Genomic DNA, 17,906 nt, shown 5'->3' on the forward strand with positions numbered 1-17,906 from the left:
GTAGCTGTTGTCGTTCCGATCTTGGGGTTTGTCGGTCGAACGGGAGTCTCGATTGGGTGGTCGCGGGGGGAGTGGTCCCAGGACGCCGTGCTCCGTCCTACCGGGCCCTGCGGCCAAGGGCTGGGGTGCGTGGTCGTAGGCGCTCTCCCTGCGGTCCGAACATGATCAGGTATTCGACCGGTCCGCCGGGTCCGGCGTTCGCGACTCCGTGGGCGGTGCGGGTGTCGAACTCGGCGACGTCCCCGGCGCTCAGGACGAGGTCCTGCTCGCCGAGTGCCAGCCACAGCCGCCCGTACAGGACGCACAGCCATTCGTACCCGTCGTGGGAGACCTGCCGCGGCCGCGCCGGCGGCGCGTCGGCGGCGGGCAGGACGTGCTTGTGGGCGTGCAGGCCCCCCACGTACCGGGTCAGCGGCAGTACCGCCTTGTCGTCGCCGGGACGCTGCGGCATCGGGGTGCGCGGTCCGGCCGCGGCGACGGGTGCGGTGCCGGCCAGCTCGTCCAGGGAGACGTCGTACGCCTTCGCGAGCTGCAGCAGCACCTCCAGGGTCGGCTTGCGCCGGCCGGTCTCGATCCGTGACAGCGTGCTCAGCGAGATGCCGGTCGCGCGGCTGACGCCGGTGAGTGTGGCGCCGCGCTGCTCGCGCGCGGTCCGCAGCCGGGGGCCCATGGCCGCCAGCGTGTCGGCTATGCCGTCGTCCGTCACCGTTGCCCCGCTCCCTCCGGCCGTGCCGCCTCCACCACCCTGTCCTGCCAGTTTGCCAGGATGGCAAGGGTGCTCGCGTCGGGCGGCCGCCGCGCCGCATGATCGGTGGGTAACCGCGGCCGCCCGCGAACCGAGGAGAAGCCATGCACCAGCCCGAGCCGTCCGCCGACCTGCGCCACCGAACGATCGAGGCCCCCGCCGGGCGCCTGCACCTGGTCGAGCAGGGCACCGGCCCGCTGGTCCTGCTCGTCCACGGTTTCCCCGAGTCCTGGTATTCCTGGCGCCGCCAGCTTCCGGCCCTCGCCGCAGCGGGGTACCGGGCCGTGGCGCTCGACGTGCGCGGCTACGGCCGCTCCTCCAAGCCGGCCGCGACGGACGCCTACAGGATGCTCGACCTGGTGGAGGACAACGTCGCCCTGGTGCGGGCCCTGGGCGAGGAGAGGGCGGTGGTCGTCGGGCACGACTGGGGCTCCAACATCGCGGCGGCCTCCGCCCTGCTCCACCTCGAGGTCTTCCGCGCCGTCGGACTGCTGAGCGTCCCCTACGCGCCGCCCGGCGGCCCCCGCCCCACCGACATCTTCGCGCAGATGGGCGGCGACCAGGAGTTCTACGTCTCGTACTTCCAGGAGCCCGGCCGGGCCGAAGCGGAGATGGAGCCCGACCTCCGGGGCTGGCTCGCGGGCTTCTACGCGGCCCTGTCCGCCGACACCATGCCCGCCCATGGCGAGCCCGACCCGCACTTCGTGGCCCGCGCCGGCGGTCGGCTGCGCGACCGCTTCCCCGGCGGCAAGCTGCCCGCCTGGCTGACCGAGGACGACCTCGACGTGTACGCCGGGGAATTCGAGCGCACCGGCATGACCGGGGCCCTCAACCGCTACCGCAACATGGACCGCGACTGGGAGGACCTCGGCCAGTACGGCGGCGCCCCGATCAAGCAGCCGTCCCTGTTCATCGGCGGCGCCCTGGACGCCTCCACGACCTGGATGGCCGACGCGATCGACGCCTACCCAGCCACCCTCCCCGGCCTGGCCTCCACCCACATCCTGGACGGCTGCGGGCACTGGATCCAGCAGGAGCGTCCCGAGGAGGTCAACCGTTTGCTGATCGCCTGGCTCGCCTCCCTCCAGGGCTGAATCGTCGGGCGTGCCGCGGCCGGGCTCCGTCGCAGGAGAACCCCGGCCGGCACATCCGAGGGCAGCGCCCATGTCGTCCACTGGTTGGCCGATCGGGCATTGGGCCGGGCAAGGGAGCAGGCGGTGCGAGGGACCGCCCGGGCGGGTCGCGCGATTCTCAGATATCGATCCTGGACCGGTCGAGCATGGCAGCGGAGCTGGTGATGAACTCGTTGCGGGGAGCCACGTCGTTGCCCATCAGCAGGTCGAACACGCCTTCCGCGGCTTCCAGGTCGGAGAGGTCGATCCGGCGCAGGGTGCGGTGGCGCGGGTCCATGGTGGTCTCGGCCGGCTGGTCGGCGTCCATCTCACCGAGGCCCTCGTAGCGCTGGATCGAGTCCTTGTACCGGATGTTCTTGCTCTGGAACTCGAGCAGCTCGTCGCGCAGCTCGCGGTCGGAGTACGTGTAGACGTATTTGTCCTGCCCCTTCTTCGGCTGGGTGAGCTGGACGCGGTGCAGCGGCGGCACGGCGGCGAAGACGCGGCCGGCCTCGACCATGGGCCGCATGTAGCGGTGGAACAGCGTCCGGATGTGGGAGCCGTCCACATCGGCGTCGGTCATCATGATGATCTTGCCGTAGCGGGCCGCGTCCAGGTCGAAGGTCCGGCCCGAACCCGCTCCTATGACCTGGATGATCGCGCCGCACTCGGCGTTCTTCAGCATGTCCGTGACGGACGACTTCTGGACGTTGAGGATCTTGCCGCGGATCGGCAACAGGGCCTGGAACTCGGAGTTCCGGGCGAGCTTCGCCGTGCCGAGTGCGGAGTCTCGCCCTCGACGATGAACAGTTCGCTGCGGTCGACGTCGTCGCTGCGGCAGTCGGCGAGCTTCGCGGGTAGCGACGAGGACTCCAGTGCCGTCTTGCGGCGCTGCGCAAGGGCCCAGCGCGTTGGGGCAGCGTCCAGGTTGCCGGGCTGATCCGGCGGTGGCGGTAGTCGGTTGTGCAGGTGTGGTCGATGATCCGGTTCGCCAGGAGTTCGATCTCTCGGCCGTTGAGGAACAGGGCGATGGGCAAGCGTTGGTTGCCGGCTCGGCGCTCGAGCCATGTGCCGGGGATGCCGAGGAAGCGTGCCGCCTCCTGGACGCCCATGTCGGACACCATCTGAATGAGCCGGACGGCGGCTGCTCGGCGCTGCATCGGATGCCGGAGGCATGGGGCGAGGAGGTCGCCGTTGGGATGCTGCAGTCCCCGGGAGATCAAACGAGATGGCCAACGACCGATCGACGTCACAGTTGCCCCTGAATCATGCGCGATTGGCACGCGATTGAATGCGCGAATCGTTGAGCGATTGGGCTATGATGCCTATCGGAGGTGACCTCTGTGTCCACCGAGAACGAGCTGTTCAGTGCCGTCGATGCGCTGCTGGAGCAAGCCGCGCAGGATGATCTGCCGGCCCCTGTGGAGCGCAAGCGTCTGCGGGAGGCGGCGGGCCTGAGTCAGGCGCAGATCGCCAAAGCGCTGGACGCCCGCCGGGAAGCGGTGGGGAACTGGGAGACCGGGCGGACCGAGCCGCGGCCGCCGAAGCGCGCCGCGTACGCCCGGCTGCTGGAGGGCCTCGCCCAGCGGTTCCCCGCCCCGGCCGCCGACGCGCCTGCCGCTGCCCCGGCGCCGGTGGTCCCGACGGCCACCGTCCCGGCCCTGACGACGGCCCCGGCGCCCCCCGCCGTCCCGCCGTCCCGCCCGAAGGTGGCGAGCAGCACCACCAGGCCGTCGACGTCGTCGCGGCGCCCGGGTGCGAAGAAGGCGGTGGCGAAGAAGACCGCGGCCGCCGTCGACCCGCGCTTCGAGAACGGGCCGCTCGCGGTCGTCGACGCAGACCAGGACGGACAGGTGTCGGCGTACTGCGTCGGCGGCCTGGTCCTGGACGTGCCTGCCAGGACGATTCCGGCGCTGGTCGACTGGACGCTGGCCGAAGCCCGGCTCGGGCAGGCCCGGCTGCACCGCAACGGCCGCGACGCCGACCCGATCCTCGTCCTCACCCCGGCCGCGCTGGAGCGCTACGGCCTGCCCGCCGTCCTGTCGGATCAGGAGCGGCGTCACGGACGGCTCGCGGACAGCCACAAGGTGGTCAAGCAGATCGGCAAGGCCGGTTTCCAGCTCACCCAGCGCGGGTTCGGGCCGTGGGCCCGCGTCTACCGCGAGCCCGAGGGTTTCAAGCGCCGCTGTGTCCAGCTGTGCATCCTGCCGTGGAACGCGCTGGACGCCCGGGAGTGGGACCGCAAGGACGCCCCGATCCTGCCGACGATGCACCCGGCCGACCTCGCCCGGTACCTCGGCCTGTACGCGGAGCGGGTGATGACGCCGCGCGGCACCACCGCGACGACCGGCCTGGAGCTGATGACCGCGCTGCGCCCGCCGACCCGCGCGGAGAAGGACGAGGCGACCGGCGAGTTCAAGCGGGCCTTCAACGACGACGCGCTCACCGCCCTGTACGACGTGGTGGAGTGCGAGGTCCCCGACGAACACCCGATCCTCAAGGGGAAGTTCGCCCGGCACCACCTGCGCACCCCGGCCGAGATGCTGATGGAGGAGCCCTACGACTGGTGCCGGCCGCTGACCGACGATGAGTGCATGAACCAGTTCCTGGTCGCGCTCGACATCAACATGTCGTTCGCCGCGGCCGCCAACGGGCTCACCGTCGGGCTGAACGGGCCGACCCATCTGAAGAACAACCCGAAGTTCGATGCGTCGCTGCCCGGCTCGTGGCTGGTCGACCTCTCGCACGTGGACCTGTCCCGGGTAGAGATCAACGGCCGCACGGTCGACGGCGACCGGCTGCCGTCGCCGTTCACGCCCAAGGGCGACCGCCCGACCGGTCCGGCCTGGTACGCCACGCCCACCGTGCAGTACGCGACGGAGCTCGGCTTCGACGTCACGCCGATCGAGGCGCACGTACGTACCCGGACCGGCCGCTACCTGGACGGCTGGTACAAGCGGCTGCGCGACGCCTACGTCGCGACCATGGCCGACCTCGGCGTCACCACCGACATGGGCGGGAGCGAGTTCCTGGACGCGATGGCCCGCTCCAAGCAGGCCGACCCGACGATGGCGCTGCTGGCGACCGCGATCAAGGCGACGGCGAAGGGCGGCATCGGCAAGCTGCGCCAGCGCAGTCGGGGCCAGGTGCCGTACTACGAGGAGTACCCGGCGCTCAAGCGGGAGACGTGGCGCCCTGACATCCGGGCCGCCGTGCTGGCGAACCAGCGCGTCGGCCTGCACCGCAAGCTGATGAAGACGGCGGCCGCCGCCGACCTGTACCCGGTCGCGATCGGCACCGACGCGATCGTCTACCCCTCGCCCGGCCCGTCCCCGCTGGACGTCCTGCCGCACACCGACGAGGGCAAACCGGTTCCCGGCGGCTTCCGGCTCGGGGTCTCGCCGGGGATGGTCAAGCACCAGGGCACCCAGACCGTCCTGTGGGCGGAGGAGCAGTTCGAGGAACGCGGCGGCGTGTTCAACATCGCCAACCTCATCAAGAACGACCCGACGGCCGGAGAAGGGGAGTAACCGATGGTCGACTCGCTCGGGGACAGCCTGGACCGCGCGCTGGAAGGGGCGTTCACCCGCCGCATCCCGCAGAGCGCCCAGGCGCAGATGAAGTACCTGGTCAAGCAGCTCAAGGGCACCAGAGCCGCAGCGCAGGTGCTCGGGATCTCCCAGCGCACGGTGGAGCGGTACGTTGCGGGCACGCTCAAGCGGCCCCGCCAGGAGCTGCGCGGCCGCCTGGAGCGCGAGGTCAAGAAGCGGTGGCAGCCGCAGATCCGTGCGAAGGCCCGGAAGAAGGCGGCGTCCACGGACGGCCTGGTCGTCTCCACTCGCGCCCGCTTCGGGTTCACCGCGGCCGCGGGCACGACCGACGACGCCCGAATCCGCGACATCACCCAGGCCCTGCCGCCCCAGTGGGCCGACCGCCTGTTCACCGCCCGCGAGCAGGGCGCCAACGAGCAACAGCTCCAGCAGATCGCGGCCGACGGCCTCGCGCAGATGTACTTCCGCGCCAACAACTCCCGGGCGCACGGCCTCGGGGTGGAGTTCACCGATGTGGAGCGGGTCGACATCGAGCTGTAGCAGGACTGCAAGCCAACAAGGCCCTGAACCAGGGCTCGCGAAGGTGAGATCGGGTCAAGGGCAGCCTGGGAGCGGGGGACCCCGCCCCCAGGGGTGTCGCTCGAGGCATCTCTCTTCGATACATTCGATACAACGGCGTGAGGCAAATCGTCATTGCCGAGCAGTGGGGCCGTGCACGCCATTTACCCGTGCTTCGTCCGGCGCCCTCCTCTCCAGCTCACGCCTGTTCTTGGCCTCTTCGCGGCCCACCTTGGCGGGTGCTCAGCAGTTTCTCTCGGACGACGATCCCGACGCACACCGGGCGACATCCGTCGGCGATTCGGACTGAGTGAGCGTTTTGGGTGCTGACCGCGACGTGCCGTGGCGCCGACGGGCGGGTAGTTCTCAGGGACGGCGGAGAAGCGGAAGAAGGCGCGATCGGCCGCAGCAAGCACGCGGGTGACGAAGCGGAAGATGTTCAAGGGCATACCGCGAGGGGCGGAACCGGATGCGAAAAGAACTGCAGGACCCCTGGGCTCGCCGCCACCATCTACTGGCCCGGGGCGTCAAGGACCGTGCCGCGTCGACGGCGACCACGGCGCTCGCTGAACACCTGCGCCACGCGGCCCTGTCCGAGCCTTCCCTCCGCAACGCGCGCGGAGACCCCCGACGGACGGCGACCCTTCCACGACGGCTGAACCAAACACCGGAGGGGGTCATCTCCGTGTCCTTTCAGAGCTGGATGGACTTCGTCTCGAGGAATTCCGCCAGGCCCTGCCTGCCCATCTCCCGGCCGATGCCGGACCGCTTGTAGCCACCGAACGGAGCGAGCGGATTGAAGGCGCCGCCGTTGACGTCGATCTGCCCGGTACGGACCTGCCGCGCGAAAGCGAGTGCGCGATCCTGGTCGGCCGACCAGACCGCTCCGTGCAGGCCGAAGGCGGAGTTGTTCGCGACAGCCAGAGCTTCGTCGTCGCCTTCGAACGGGATGATCGAGAGAACGGGGCCGAAGATCTCCTCCTGGGCGATCACCGAGACCGGATCGACTCCGCCGAACACGGTCGGCCGTACGAAGTAGCCGCGCTCGAAGCCTTCGGGCGCCGCGCTGCCCCCGGTCACCAGGCGCGCGCCGGCTTCGATGCCTTGCCTGATGAATCCGTGTACCCGGTCGCGCTGGGCGCCGGACACCAGCGGTCCGAGCTTGGTCTTCGGGTCGAGCGGGTCTCCGGGCACGAAGCCCTCCGCGATACTCTTCGCCAGCTCCAGTGCCTCGTCGTGGCGCTGGGCGGGGACGAGCATGCGGGTCCAGGCGGTGCAGGTCTGCCCTCCGTTGAGGAACGCATTGGCCACGCCCACCTTCACCGCAGTACTGAGATCAGCATCGTCGAGGATCACGTTGGCGGACTTGCCGCCGAGTTCGAGCGTGACGCGCTTGATCGACCGTGCTGCGAGCTCGGCGACACGGGCACCGCCGCGAACAGAACCGGTGAACGAGACGACGTCCACCTCGGGGTGGGTCACCAGTGCCTCTCCCACGCCCGGGCCGTAGCCGCTGATCAGGTTCACCACGCCGGGCGGGAAACCAGCCTCGTGAATGGCGTCGAACAGCTGGTATACGGCAAGGGGAGCCACCTCACTCGGCTTGACCACCACGGTGCAGCCGGCGGCGAGCGCGGGCGCGATCTTGCAGGTGATCTGGTGCAGTGGGTAGTTCCACGGCGTGATCGCCGCGACGACACCCGCGGGTTCGGTGAGGACGAGCGAGTTGCCGATCCGCTCTTCGGCCTTGTCTTCCTGCAGCAGGTCGATGTAGCCGGCGATGTCGGTCAGGGGGAGTGCGGCCTGAATCCGGGTGGCGATACGCATCGGGGTGCCGACGTCGGTGGCGATCGTTTCAGCGATCTCCGCCGACCGTTTGGCGAGGCCGTGGTGCAGCTTGCGCAGGTACTCCGCCCGCTCGGCGCGGGATGTTGCGGCCCAAGAGGGGAACGCCGCGCGCGCTGCCCGCACTGCCCGTTCCGCGTCCGCAGCAGTGCCGTTGGGGACGACACCGATCACGTCCTCGGTGGCCGGGTTCTCGACGGCGATCGTTTCAGTCGCGCCCGGCGCCCACGTTCCGTCCACATAGGTCGCATTGCGATCGATCAAGGTGCCCTCCTGCTCCGACCTCGTCCGTCCTCTCGTAGAACGACGTGGTCCTTGTTTCACGGTGGGTTCGACAATCCCCGAGGCGCTGCGGATGTCGCAGGCCAACGCAGTCTCGAACCCGGCGGCGAGGGCTCATCCGTTCAGCATGGGTGTACAGCAAGTCCCCCCAATGGGCCGCTGCCGTGGGGCCTGGCTGGACTGCCCTGCTTGACCGCGGTCTCCTATCGGTGACCGCTGGCCCTTCTGGAGGTCGGCAGGCCCTCGCACATCCCGGCTCAGACCGGCGCGCCCGAGACGGCCTCGGTCGAGCGCGCCGGGTTCAGTCGGCTGCGGCCGTCCGGTCGAGGAACCGTCGCAGGCCGGTCCGTACACCGTCTGTGGGGACGGTGGCTGCAAAGCACGCCGCCTCGATTGCCAGGCCCTCGTCGATCGGCAGGTTGATGCCACGGGTGACCGCGCGCAGGCAGGCCGCCACGGCCGTCGGCGCGTGCCTGATGATCCGCGCGGCCAGGTCCCGCGCAGCGCCCATGAGCTCGTCGGCCGGTACGACGGTGTTGACTAGACCCAGCTCGGCGGCTCGGGCGGCCGGAATCGGGTCGCCGGTCAGGATCATTTCCAAGCCGCGCTTGCGGCCGACGTGCCGCGGCAGGCGCTGGGAGCCGCCGAAGGGGGGCGGAAAGCCCAGGGAGATCTCGGGCTTGGCGAAGGTCGCGTGCTCGGCGGCGATCGCGAGCGGGGCGGCCTCGGTGATCTCGCAGCCACCACCGTAGGCGAGGCCGTTGACCGCGACGATCACCGGCTTGGGGAACTCCTCGATCCGCCGGGTCAGCGCGTGGCCCCGGCGGACGATCTCGCGCAGCGCACGTTCGGGCCCGCCGGCGATGCTGGCCGCAAGCGAAGGGATGTCCGCGCCCGCACTGAACGCCCTGCGCCCGGCGCCGGTCAGGATGACCGCCCGGATGCTGTCTTCGGAGTCGATGAGTTCGAGCTGCGCGAGCAGCGTACGGATCGTCGGATAGTCCAGGGCGTTGAGCTTCTGCTCCCGGTCGATGGTGATCACTGCGACCTGGTCGTCCTGCTCGATGCGCACGGTCATGCCGGGATACTCCGTTTCGCCTGGGTTCGGAATCACCGAGGCTACGAGCCGTCATCCAGGACGATCCATTAATTGTCCTGCATACAATGGAGCTCGTCTCCCATCCTCCTCCGCGACGGACAGCAAGTGCCGCATGCGACCGTCCTCCTACAAGGCCGTCGTCCACGAGTTCGCCGCAGCCATCCGCTCCGGCGCGATCCCGGTCGGCACCCGGTTCCCGACACACCGCGCTCTCGCGCGCGAGTGGCGGATCGCGCTGGCCACGGCCACCCGCGTCTACGCCGAACTGGCCGCTTTGGGCCTGGTCGTTGGAGAGCCGGGCCGGGGACCGTTCGTCCGGGTGCGCTCCGGCTACGAAGGGCTCGAACCACCACGCACTCTGCCGGTGCCCCGGATTGACGGACCTGTCGTTCAACCAGCCCCTGGCCCCCGTGCAGGTCGACCAACTGCGGCACGCCCTGCGCACCATGGCGATGTCGGGAGACGTCGAGGGCGGTGACCTCATCCGGTACAACGATCGCGAGACGGGCTTGGCGGGTGTCCCACCAGTTCGAGCAGAACGAGGCTGTCCACGTCCAGGTCGTGCTCCAGCACGGCGCGCCCTGGCGGGCGTATTCCTCACGGGTCAGCCCGGTGGTTCAGGTCGGGGCCTCAGTGGTCACCCCGGCTGTGTCCACGCTCATCCCGCCCGTCACGCGGCGCTGCCCGTACGAGTGAGGAGGCCGGATCTGGCAGTCCGTTTCCAGCGGGCCTGTGGGCCGGGCCCGCGGCGGCCGCTCGCGTGCTTGTCGGCTCAGGCAAGCCGAACCGCTTCGCGGATTTGCCTGAGTACCGCGGTGAGTACGTCGATGCCTGGTGTGGCCAGTGCAAGACGTATCGCGTTGGGTGCGTGCCGTGTTGCTGCGAAGGCTTCGGCTGTGGAGACGAGGATCCCGTTCTCGGCGAGACGGTGGGCGACGATGTCGCTTCTGAGCTCGTCGGGCAGCGGCAGCCAACCCCAGTAGGAGCCGGGATGGCCTATGAGACCGAGATCCGTGAGCTCGCGGCGGGCGATGGCCTGGCGTTGGCGGGCGTCCTCACGTCGGGTTTTCTCCAGGCGCGCAACGGTTCCGTCGCGCAGCCATCGCGTGGTGAGGGCGGTGGCGATGCTGGGAACTCCCCAGCTGGATGCCCGAAGTGCCCGGGTGACAGTGGACAGGTGCTGTCGTGGTGTGACGATGTGTCCGGCGCGCAGTCCGGTGGAGAGGTTCTTCGACAGGCTGCCGACGTAGAAGGTGCGCTCCGGGGCCAGGACCTGGAGCGGCGGTGGTGCGTCCGGGACGAGGAAGCTGTAGGTGCCGTCCTCGACGAGGACACAGTCGTACCGGCGGGCGATTTCGACGATCCGGTTCCGGGCCGCGGTATCGAGTGTGAACCCGAGCGGGTTGTGCAGGTCCGGCATCACATAGATCGCCGAGACCGGGCGTTCCCGGCAGAGCGCCTCGAGGCTGTCGGGGTCGCTGCCGGCGGGACCGCAGGGGAGGGGGGCGAGCTCGATACGGCGGACTCCGGCAAGGAGCTTCACGCCGGGATACGTCAATGCGTCGACGGCCACGACTTCGCCGGGCGAGGCAATGCTGCTCAGGACAGTGTCGAGGGCGTGCTGGGCCCCGCCCGTCAGGAGCACCCGGGCAGGAGGGACGTCGATGCCACGATCCAGCAGGTACGTGGCCATGGCCGCCCGGTCGCCACCACGTCCGCCGGGTGGCTGCTGCGCGAGAAGCGCGCCCAGGTCGCCCTGAGTCGAGAGTTCACGCAGGGCGTGACGGAGCTGATCGCTCTGGTCCGGTGCGAGTGGCTGGTTGAACGAGAGGTCGGCCAGCCGGGCCCCGGCGGGCAGGCGACGGGGGTCGGTGCCGCCGAAGCCGCTCAGGTCGCGGACGTAGGTGCCCCTGCCCGGCTCGCCCACCACGAGGCCGGCAGCCGCCAGCTCCCGGTAAACCTTCGTGGCCGTCGCCAGCGCGATGCCGCGCTCCCGTGCGAGATCCCGGTGGGTGGGCAGCCGAGTGCCCGCCGGGATGGTCCCGGCGCGGACGGCCGTGGCGATCTCGTCCGCGATGGACCGGAAACGCTCGACCCGCACGGCCACCATCCCTGTAGTCAGGACAATTCCTTGATTGCATCACTGTACGGTCCGTACCGTCCGGGACATCCATCGAGACCCAACGAGAGTCGAGGAGTTGCGCCCGTGCCCGGATCCGACACGGCACTGCCGGTGCCGGCATACCTGCGCCGTAAACTCACGGGGACGCTGCGGCCGGGAGACCGGACCCACATGCGGTATCCGACGCCCATCTCCGACCTGCTCGGCTTCCGCAGGCAGGCTTGTTGTCACCGATGCCTGCCCGGGTGCATCAGCCATGCACCCGGGAGAGTGTCAGTGGCGTCGGCTTGGATGTCTTCATGACTGTTCATGATGCCGCCCGATCGCTTCCCGACATCCCGGTGTGGTCGTCGAGATCGGCTATCCCATCGATGCTGAGTTGTCAGCTGACACAGCCTGACGTGGGTTTCTACTGCCCTTTCCAACCCAGCGTGATGTCCTGCCATGGCCTCATGGAATCGCCTCAGCGAGCCAGAGGCCCCGATCTTCGTCACTGGTGACGGAAAGGATGCCGAATTGCCGCGTGCCTCACTGGTGACAACTAGGCTGCTTCAACCAATCCCGCCTGCGGTTCGGTGCGGCGGGCATGTCAGCCTGGTGTGCTGGCATGCAGAGTAGGGAGGCGAGGTGTTGATGGATACATTCCGATTCTCCGCGGTTGCCGGGGCTGTGTGTGTGGCCGTCATCTGCGCGGGTTGTAGCTCGCAGTCGGCGGAGCAGCCGGCGGCCGGGACGCCGGCGGGGAGGTCGGCCGCAGCGGCCAGTCCCGCCGCCAGCCCGTCGCCGGTGACGCCTGCGACCCCGACCGTGGACCCGAACGTGGTGCCGGGGTCGGTCCTGAAGACCTACCTGCCGACCAACAGCACCCTGCCTACGGGCTGGAAGCTGTCCTCCGTCTTCACGGAGGCGGACAGCGGCCCGACGCAGATGCCGCGATCCGCCGCTCCCAGCCCGACAATGCTCTCCGACTGTGACCAACTGGCCGGCCACGGAACGGGAGCGGCCGTCGGCAGCCCGGCCGCGTACGCCAGCGTGGGGGTCGTCGACTCGTCGTCCCACGAGGTCGGGGTCGCGGTGAACTCCTACCCCGCGGGTGACGCTGCGAGGGTGCTCAGCAGGCTGAAGGTGCTGGAGGGCGTCTGCGGGAGCACCTATGAGCAGAGCTCCTCGGGGCAGCTCAGCCCGGTGACGGTGACGGTCAGCGCGGTTGACGGCCCGGCGGAGGGAGGCGTGCTCGTCAAGGTCGACCGGACCATTTACGTCGGTCAGAAGTTCGTCGTGATGCAGATCGGTGACCGGGTGCTGTCCGTGAGTTCCGACAACAAGTACGGCAAATTCGCCGATGTTGTTGCACTGGCGAAGGCCATAGCCCCGCGGGTGAAGTAAAGCCGGGATGGTGGCCCTTCCTGGTCACCATCACCGGGAGCATCACGTCCCAGGGCGTTCTGCGCGACGGCCGCGGCTTCGCAGAGCTCACTCCGCCGCACCAGGACGGTCTTGTGCTCCATCGAGACCAGTGGCCGACCCTTTTGCCCCGCGGCGACCTACCGCCCGATCGCCTCGGCACGGCCTTCGTACTTCTTCAGCTTCTCCTGGTGAGCCGCCGTCTCCGCGGCCAGACGCTCCTCTGCCCGGGCCACCATCCGCTCCGCAGCCTCGACCTTGATTCTGATCTCGTTGGGTGAGGGCAGAGCGCGTTCATACAGCTTCTCCTTGGCCGAGCGGGCTCGCGTGAGCCGATCGCACGGGCGGGACAAAGAAGGCCAGTCATCGTTTGAGGCGCCGCGGTCGATTCCTTCGGAGTCGTTGGCCTCCACGCTTCGCGCGTGAGCAAGCGCATCGTCCATCAGCGCCCAGACGCCGCGCCGCAGTGATCAGCCCTCCGGAAAGAACCGCTCGACGGCCGGTCGCAGCCGGGTGGTTTCGAAGTCGTCGATGGGCAGCGCGAGTTGCTCCAAAAGCAGACCATTGATGATGGTCAGCAGATCCGCAGCGTCGGCCTCGGGGTCTGCGGATCCGGCCCCGCGCAGTTCGCCGGCGAAGGCCGCCCGCTGGGCGACTCCCCATTCGTTGAGGCTGGCCCGTAGCTGGTGGCGGCGAGCGACTTCCAGGAAGAACTCGTACCGGGCGATGCCGGAGTCCCGGTCATGGGCCAGGGATCCGGTCACGTACTGCACGATGCGGGTGATCCGCTGCGGGATATCGACGTCCGGCAGCTGGTGGAACAGTACGCGCACCTCATCGATCTGCCGGGTGGCCAGTCGTCGCAGGGCTTCGTCGAGCAACTGGTCGAGGGTGCCGAAGTGGTAGCGGGCGATGCCGTGGGTGGTGCCGGCCTCCGCCGCGATAGCCCGGTGGGTCAAGGCGCGCGCGCCTTCCCGTGCCAGCAGTCGGGTCGCGGCGTCCAGGAGAGCTTCGCGGCGGGCGGCCCCTCGGTCCGTCTGCGGCTCGCGCATGGGCGTTGTCACGGAGTTCATCGTACCGGCGTGGACGGCGAAAGTTTTTCTCCATATGGAGAACTTCTGCGCTACCGTGTGTTCATCCGACACCACCGTCAACCGCGGAGGGAAGCTATGACCAGCACGATCATCACAGGTGGGCGGGTGCGTACGCTCGATCCGAGCGCACCCGAGGCCGAGGCGCTGGTGCTGTCCGGCGGGCGCGTGCTCGCTGTGGGGGACCGGGACGCCATGGTGGAAGCGGCGGGGCCCGACGCCCGACAGATCGATGCCGAAGGCGGCGTAGTGATGCCCGGCCTGATCGACACCCATCCGCATGTCGTGCATTTCGGGACGATGGCGGGCGGGCTCGTCGACCTCGCCGACGCTGTCGATCACGCGGACATCGTGGCGCGCATCCGGGCCGAGGCCGCGAACACGCCACCGGGGAAGTGGATTATGTGCACACCGGTCGGTGAGCCGCACTACTTCATACGCCGTTCGGAACGAGACCTGGCCGAACGGCGTCTGCCCGATCGATGGACCCTCGACTCGGCGACCGACGCCCATCCGGTGCTGATCCAGGCGTGGGCGCCGCGCATGCCGAACGTGGTCGCGTTCAACAGCGCGGGCCTGCGCGCGGTCGGGCTCACCTCGTTCATCCCCGACCGGGTCTGCGACGTCGAGATCGACAAGAACGAAGCCGGTGACCTGACCGGAATCCTGCGCGGACCTGTCACCAACTACTACACCTACGACCCCTTCTGGGGACAGATCCTGACCAAGCTGCCGAAACCGAGCGTGGAGAACGCTGTCGCCGGTACGACCGCGGAGCTGGCGCGCTATGCGGCGCAGGGCGTGACCACCGTGTACGAGGGGCACGCGATGGAACCGGAACACATCGCGCTCTACCGACAGCTGCGCGCGACCGACGCCCTCCCCCTTCGCGTGATGGCGACGCTGGACGCCGAGTCGGTCATCTTCTATCCGTTCGACCCGCTGCCGCACGGCGAATTCGCCGCTCGCCTCGGGCAGCTCGTCGCCGAGATCTCGGATGATGGCGACGACATGCTGCGGGTCAGCGGGCTCACGCTCAGCCCGGGCGGCCCCTGTTTCTCGGGATTCTTCGCGACCTACGAGCCCTACGCGGACCCCTTCGGCCGACCTACCCGTGGCGTGCGATTCCTGTCCCTGGACAAGGAGGACACCTTCATCAGGTTCTGTGCCACCAACGGCATCCGCGCGAACCTGTGCCTCGGCGCGTACCGCGAGCACGACGATTTTCTCGACATCGCGGAACGCGTTGTGCGGGAACACGATTTCCGTGATCAGCGCTGGATTCTCCAGCATGCCATGACGATCACGCCGAAGCAGGCCCGCCGATACGCGGAACTCGGTTTCCAGGTCACGACCAGCGCGGGATTCGCCTGGGGCAAAGGCGCGATGTACGGCGAGCGCATGGGAACTCACGTCTGGCGCGACCTGGAGCCGCTGCGCCGTCTCACCGATATCGGGCTTGATCTGGCGGGCGGTTCGGACTGGGGGCCGAAGAATCCGTGGGAGCAGATCGAACTGGCGCAGACGCACCGCTTCGCGGGCAGCGATCACCGCAATGACGGGCCGGATCAGAAGCTTTCGCGCACCGAGGCGCTGCGCATGTGGACGACGGGGGCGGCGAGCGTGCTCGGCTGGCCCGAGATCGGTTCGCTCGCGCCGGGAAACCATGCGGACCTGGTGATCGTGGATCGCGATCCGGTGACCTGCCCGGTGGAAGACCTTCGTGGTACCAGGGTGCTGCGGACGCTCGTGGGCGGAAGGACCGTCCATGACAGCGGGGAACTCTCCTGCCCGCCCGAGGGGACGCAGGCGGCGACGTCATGACCGCCGACCCGGCGAACCGGGTGCTCGCCCGCATCGACAGCATGCGCGAGGAGATGGTGGCCACGCTCGCAGAGGCCGTCTCCATCCGAAGCGTGAACCCGACCTACCCGGATCAGGACTATGACGATCTGGTCGGTGGCGAAACGGAGGTCTCCCGGTTGCTGGCGAGGCTGTACCGGCAGGCCGGCGCGGAGACCGAGCTGTTCGGCGAGGTGCCGGGCCGGGACAACGTGGTCGGCGTGGTACGCGGCAGTGGCGGCGGGCGCTCACTGATCTTCAACGGCCATGTCGACGTCGTACCGGCGGACGACTCCGTGCAATGGGCCCACGACCCCTTCACGGCGTTCATCGACGAGACCCATGTCTGGGGCCGGGGATCGGCGGACATGAAGAGCGGACTGATCGCGCAGGCCTTCGCCGCCAGAGCACTGACCGAGACCGGGACACGACTGCGGGGTGACCTGATCCTGCAGGGAGTGGTCGGCGAGGAGAACCTCGAACACCATCTGGGGACCTCCGCCGTCCTGGGCCGTGGCTTCACCGCCGACGCGGCGATCATCGCTGAGCCCACCGGTGCCGACCGGCCATTGACAGTCATGCCGGCCACTCCCGGCGTGCTGATCATGCGCATCGCGGTGACAGGGCGCAGCGGGCACGCGTCGATGCGCTCACGCATGCGTGCCCAGATGGTGGCCGACGAACACGCCGCCGACCCCGTCGCCGCCAGCGCGATCGATGCCGCTCTGCGCATCCACGACGGGCTGCGCCGGCTCGAGGCCGAATGGGTCGAGAGCCGGACGGACCCGCTTTTCGACAAGGGCCAGTTCACCATCGGTCTGAACGTGGTCGATGGCGCCGCGCACGGCAGCCGCAACGTCGCGTTCATCCCCGACAGGACGACCCTCGAATACGCGATCTTCTACCCGCCCGCGACAGGCGTGCCCGAGATCCGGTCGGAGATCGTGCACACGGTGCGGGACATCGTGCGGCAAGATGCCTGGCTGCGCGTCAACCCTCCGCGCATCGACTGGCCGATGCACTATCCGGGCGGGCGGACCGACCGGGATCATCCGCTCTGCCGAACGGTTCGCGCCGCTCGCGAGCAAGCGGCCCTCGGTACCTCGTTCGCCGGCCCGGGCGATGTGCTGCCGTTCCCCTCGGCCTCCGATCTCACATGGTTCACCGCCGTCGGCATACCCGCCGTCGGGCTGGGGCCGGGCGCCCATGTCATGGCACACGCCGTCGATGAACGGTGCGCGATTGACGAGATGGTCGGTGCCGCGAAGGCATACGCGGTGGCGGCGATCGAGTGGTGCGGTGCGGCATGAACAACGATACGGCCGAACTCTCGCCGATCGCACCGTACATGGCGATCGGATTGTCGACCATCGTCCACGGCGTCGGAGCGCGTGACCACATCGCGCGCAATCTCGACACGATCGAGGAGACCGTCCACGCCGCGGTGTCGATCGTCGGCATCAACCTGTCCGTAAGGCTCATCGCTGTGGCCGAAGGCGCGCTCACCGGCTTCGCTGACGAGATCTCCGATCTGCCGCACGCACACTGCGCACGAGAGCTCTTCATCGACATCCCGGGCCCGGAGACCGACCGTCTACCCGCACTCGCGCGGCTGTATGACACCTACATCGTCGTTCAGTGCAAAGCCCGCCGGCCCGAGATGATCGACGATCGATTCTTCAACGTCATGGTGGTGATCTCGCCGCGAGGTGAGATCACCACCGAGCGGCGAAGAATCACGTGTGATGCCCGGAGCACTCATGTACTGCGCACGACGTCCACGACCGGTGGGTGGAACTGTTCGATGACGACATCGAGGCCTTCTCTCCGGTGCTGCGAACCCCGGACATCGGCAACAACGGCACCCTGTGCTGCAGCGACGGCGAATATCCCGAAGCCGTGCACGCATTGGCGTTCAACGGCGCGGAGGTCGTATACCGGCCCCGCGAGGCGGTTCCGATGACCACGGCCAGCTCCGACGCCGGTGGCACCTGGCTGCTCCAGAACCGGGCGCACGCGCACTCCAACGGGCTGTACACGGTGTGCCCGAACACCGGGCCCCTGGCTCGTCCAGGAGCCCGGTCGGCACGCCGAGGTCGACGACGTCCACTGCGTCAACATCGAACGGCTTGTTCAACAACGTACGTGCACCGAGTCCGTACATCACTTCCGCGGGAAATGGCGACCCGGACATCGTCGCAGCCCTTGGGCAGCAGCCATAGCTCCCACTGTGTTCGCCCATGACCGCGGTCGAA

At 69.0% G+C, this 17,906-nt stretch carries 16 protein-coding genes and 2 pseudogenes; 10 read left to right on the top strand and 8 right to left on the bottom strand.

What is annotated here, in order from left to right:
- Window positions 1–97: 97 nt before the first annotated feature.
- The gene (locus GA0115254_RS34650; RefSeq protein ID WP_093899254.1) at window positions 98–670 is read right to left on the bottom strand and encodes a helix-turn-helix domain-containing protein; all 573 of its coding nucleotides are present in this window, start codon (window positions 668–670) and stop codon (window positions 98–100) included.
- Window positions 671–849: 179 nt separating this feature from the next.
- Here GA0115254_RS34650 and GA0115254_RS34655 point away from each other — a divergent pair, with 179 nt between their 5' ends.
- Complete coding sequence (locus GA0115254_RS34655; protein WP_093899226.1) at window positions 850–1,839, top strand: alpha/beta fold hydrolase; 990 nt, start codon at window positions 850–852, stop codon at window positions 1,837–1,839.
- A 157-nt stretch (window positions 1,840–1,996) separates the two neighbouring features.
- On the opposite strand, the pseudogene GA0115254_RS34660 reads toward GA0115254_RS34655, so the two are convergent.
- Window positions 1,997–2,754, bottom strand: a pseudogene (locus GA0115254_RS34660) (toprim domain-containing protein); the annotation flags it as partial.
- A 446-nt stretch (window positions 2,755–3,200) separates the two neighbouring features.
- On the opposite strand from GA0115254_RS34660, the gene GA0115254_RS34665 reads away from it, so the two are divergent.
- Together GA0115254_RS34665 and GA0115254_RS34670 are read left to right on the top strand one after the other, a co-directional pair.
- A complete protein-coding gene (locus GA0115254_RS34665) occupies window positions 3,201–5,387 on the top strand; it encodes a telomere-associated protein Tap (RefSeq protein ID WP_093899227.1) in 2,187 nt (728 codons plus the stop codon).
- 3 nt (window positions 5,388–5,390) lie between these two features.
- Entirely contained in the window at window positions 5,391–5,948 is a 558-nt protein-coding gene (locus GA0115254_RS34670) for a telomere-protecting terminal protein Tpg (protein WP_093899228.1), read from the top strand.
- A 711-nt stretch (window positions 5,949–6,659) separates the two neighbouring features.
- On the opposite strand, the gene GA0115254_RS34680 is transcribed toward GA0115254_RS34670, so the two are convergent.
- Together GA0115254_RS34680 and GA0115254_RS34685 are read right to left on the bottom strand one after the other, a co-directional pair.
- Complete coding sequence (locus GA0115254_RS34680; protein ID WP_218105604.1) at window positions 6,660–8,075, bottom strand: aldehyde dehydrogenase family protein; 1,416 nt, start codon at window positions 8,073–8,075, stop codon at window positions 6,660–6,662.
- Window positions 8,076–8,394: 319 nt separating this feature from the next.
- Window positions 8,395–9,171, bottom strand: a complete 777-nt coding sequence (locus tag GA0115254_RS34685; RefSeq protein ID WP_093899229.1) for an enoyl-CoA hydratase-related protein — start codon at window positions 9,169–9,171, stop codon at window positions 8,395–8,397.
- Window positions 9,172–9,304: 133 nt separating this feature from the next.
- Here GA0115254_RS34685 and GA0115254_RS47965 point away from each other — a divergent pair, with 133 nt between their 5' ends.
- Window positions 9,305–9,670, top strand: a complete 366-nt coding sequence (locus GA0115254_RS47965; RefSeq protein ID WP_370740992.1) for a GntR family transcriptional regulator — start codon at window positions 9,305–9,307, stop codon at window positions 9,668–9,670.
- 38 nt (window positions 9,671–9,708) lie between these two features.
- The gene (locus tag GA0115254_RS44910; RefSeq protein ID WP_176740409.1) at window positions 9,709–9,888 is read left to right on the top strand and encodes a hypothetical protein; all 180 of its coding nucleotides are present in this window, start codon (window positions 9,709–9,711) and stop codon (window positions 9,886–9,888) included.
- A 76-nt stretch (window positions 9,889–9,964) separates the two neighbouring features.
- Here GA0115254_RS44910 and GA0115254_RS34695 read toward each other — a convergent pair whose 3' ends face one another.
- Window positions 9,965–11,293, bottom strand: a complete 1,329-nt coding sequence (locus GA0115254_RS34695) for an aminotransferase-like domain-containing protein (protein WP_093899256.1) — start codon at window positions 11,291–11,293, stop codon at window positions 9,965–9,967.
- Window positions 11,294–12,100: 807 nt separating this feature from the next.
- On the opposite strand from GA0115254_RS34695, the gene GA0115254_RS34705 reads away from it, so the two are divergent.
- Window positions 12,101–12,700, top strand: a complete 600-nt coding sequence (locus GA0115254_RS34705; protein WP_141720968.1) for a hypothetical protein — start codon at window positions 12,101–12,103, stop codon at window positions 12,698–12,700.
- A gap of 158 nt (window positions 12,701–12,858) precedes the next feature.
- Here GA0115254_RS34705 and GA0115254_RS34710 read toward each other — a convergent pair whose 3' ends face one another.
- The 3 genes and pseudogenes from GA0115254_RS34710 to GA0115254_RS47970 form a co-directional block, all read right to left on the bottom strand.
- On the bottom strand, window positions 12,859–13,131 hold the full coding sequence (locus GA0115254_RS34710; RefSeq protein WP_093899231.1) for a hypothetical protein: 273 nt from the start codon (window positions 13,129–13,131) through the stop codon (window positions 12,859–12,861).
- 57 nt (window positions 13,132–13,188) lie between these two features.
- Window positions 13,189–13,482, bottom strand: coding sequence for a hypothetical protein (locus tag GA0115254_RS46855; protein WP_256102931.1), 294 nt, complete (start codon window positions 13,480–13,482; stop codon window positions 13,189–13,191).
- A 162-nt stretch (window positions 13,483–13,644) separates the two neighbouring features.
- A pseudogene (locus tag GA0115254_RS47970) lies at window positions 13,645–14,100 on the bottom strand (hypothetical protein); the annotation flags it as partial.
- Here GA0115254_RS47970 and GA0115254_RS34715 point away from each other — a divergent pair.
- From GA0115254_RS34715 to GA0115254_RS47975, 4 genes are read left to right on the top strand one after another with little or no spacing between them, the layout of a single operon-like run.
- Entirely contained in the window at window positions 14,005–15,633 is a 1,629-nt protein-coding gene (locus GA0115254_RS34715; protein ID WP_370740993.1) for an amidohydrolase, read from the top strand. The pseudogene GA0115254_RS47970 and the gene GA0115254_RS34715 sit on opposite strands and share 96 nt — an antisense overlap.
- Window positions 15,630–16,961: a M20 family metallopeptidase gene (locus GA0115254_RS34720; protein WP_093899233.1), complete on the top strand. Its 1,332-nt coding sequence runs from the start codon at window positions 15,630–15,632 to the stop codon at window positions 16,959–16,961. The genes GA0115254_RS34715 and GA0115254_RS34720 overlap by 4 nt, the downstream gene beginning before the upstream one ends.
- Complete coding sequence (locus GA0115254_RS34725) at window positions 16,946–17,614, top strand: nitrilase-related carbon-nitrogen hydrolase (RefSeq protein WP_141720971.1); 669 nt, start codon at window positions 16,946–16,948, stop codon at window positions 17,612–17,614. The genes GA0115254_RS34720 and GA0115254_RS34725 overlap by 16 nt, the downstream gene beginning before the upstream one ends.
- Window positions 17,518–17,895, top strand: coding sequence for a nitrilase-related carbon-nitrogen hydrolase (locus GA0115254_RS47975; RefSeq protein ID WP_370740995.1), 378 nt, complete (start codon window positions 17,518–17,520; stop codon window positions 17,893–17,895). Before GA0115254_RS34725 ends, GA0115254_RS47975 begins: the two co-directional genes overlap by 97 nt.
- Window positions 17,896–17,906 lie beyond the last annotated feature (11 nt).

Source organism: Streptomyces sp. Ncost-T10-10d, assembly GCF_900091955.1.
Classification (GTDB): domain Bacteria; phylum Actinomycetota; class Actinomycetes; order Streptomycetales; family Streptomycetaceae; genus Streptomyces.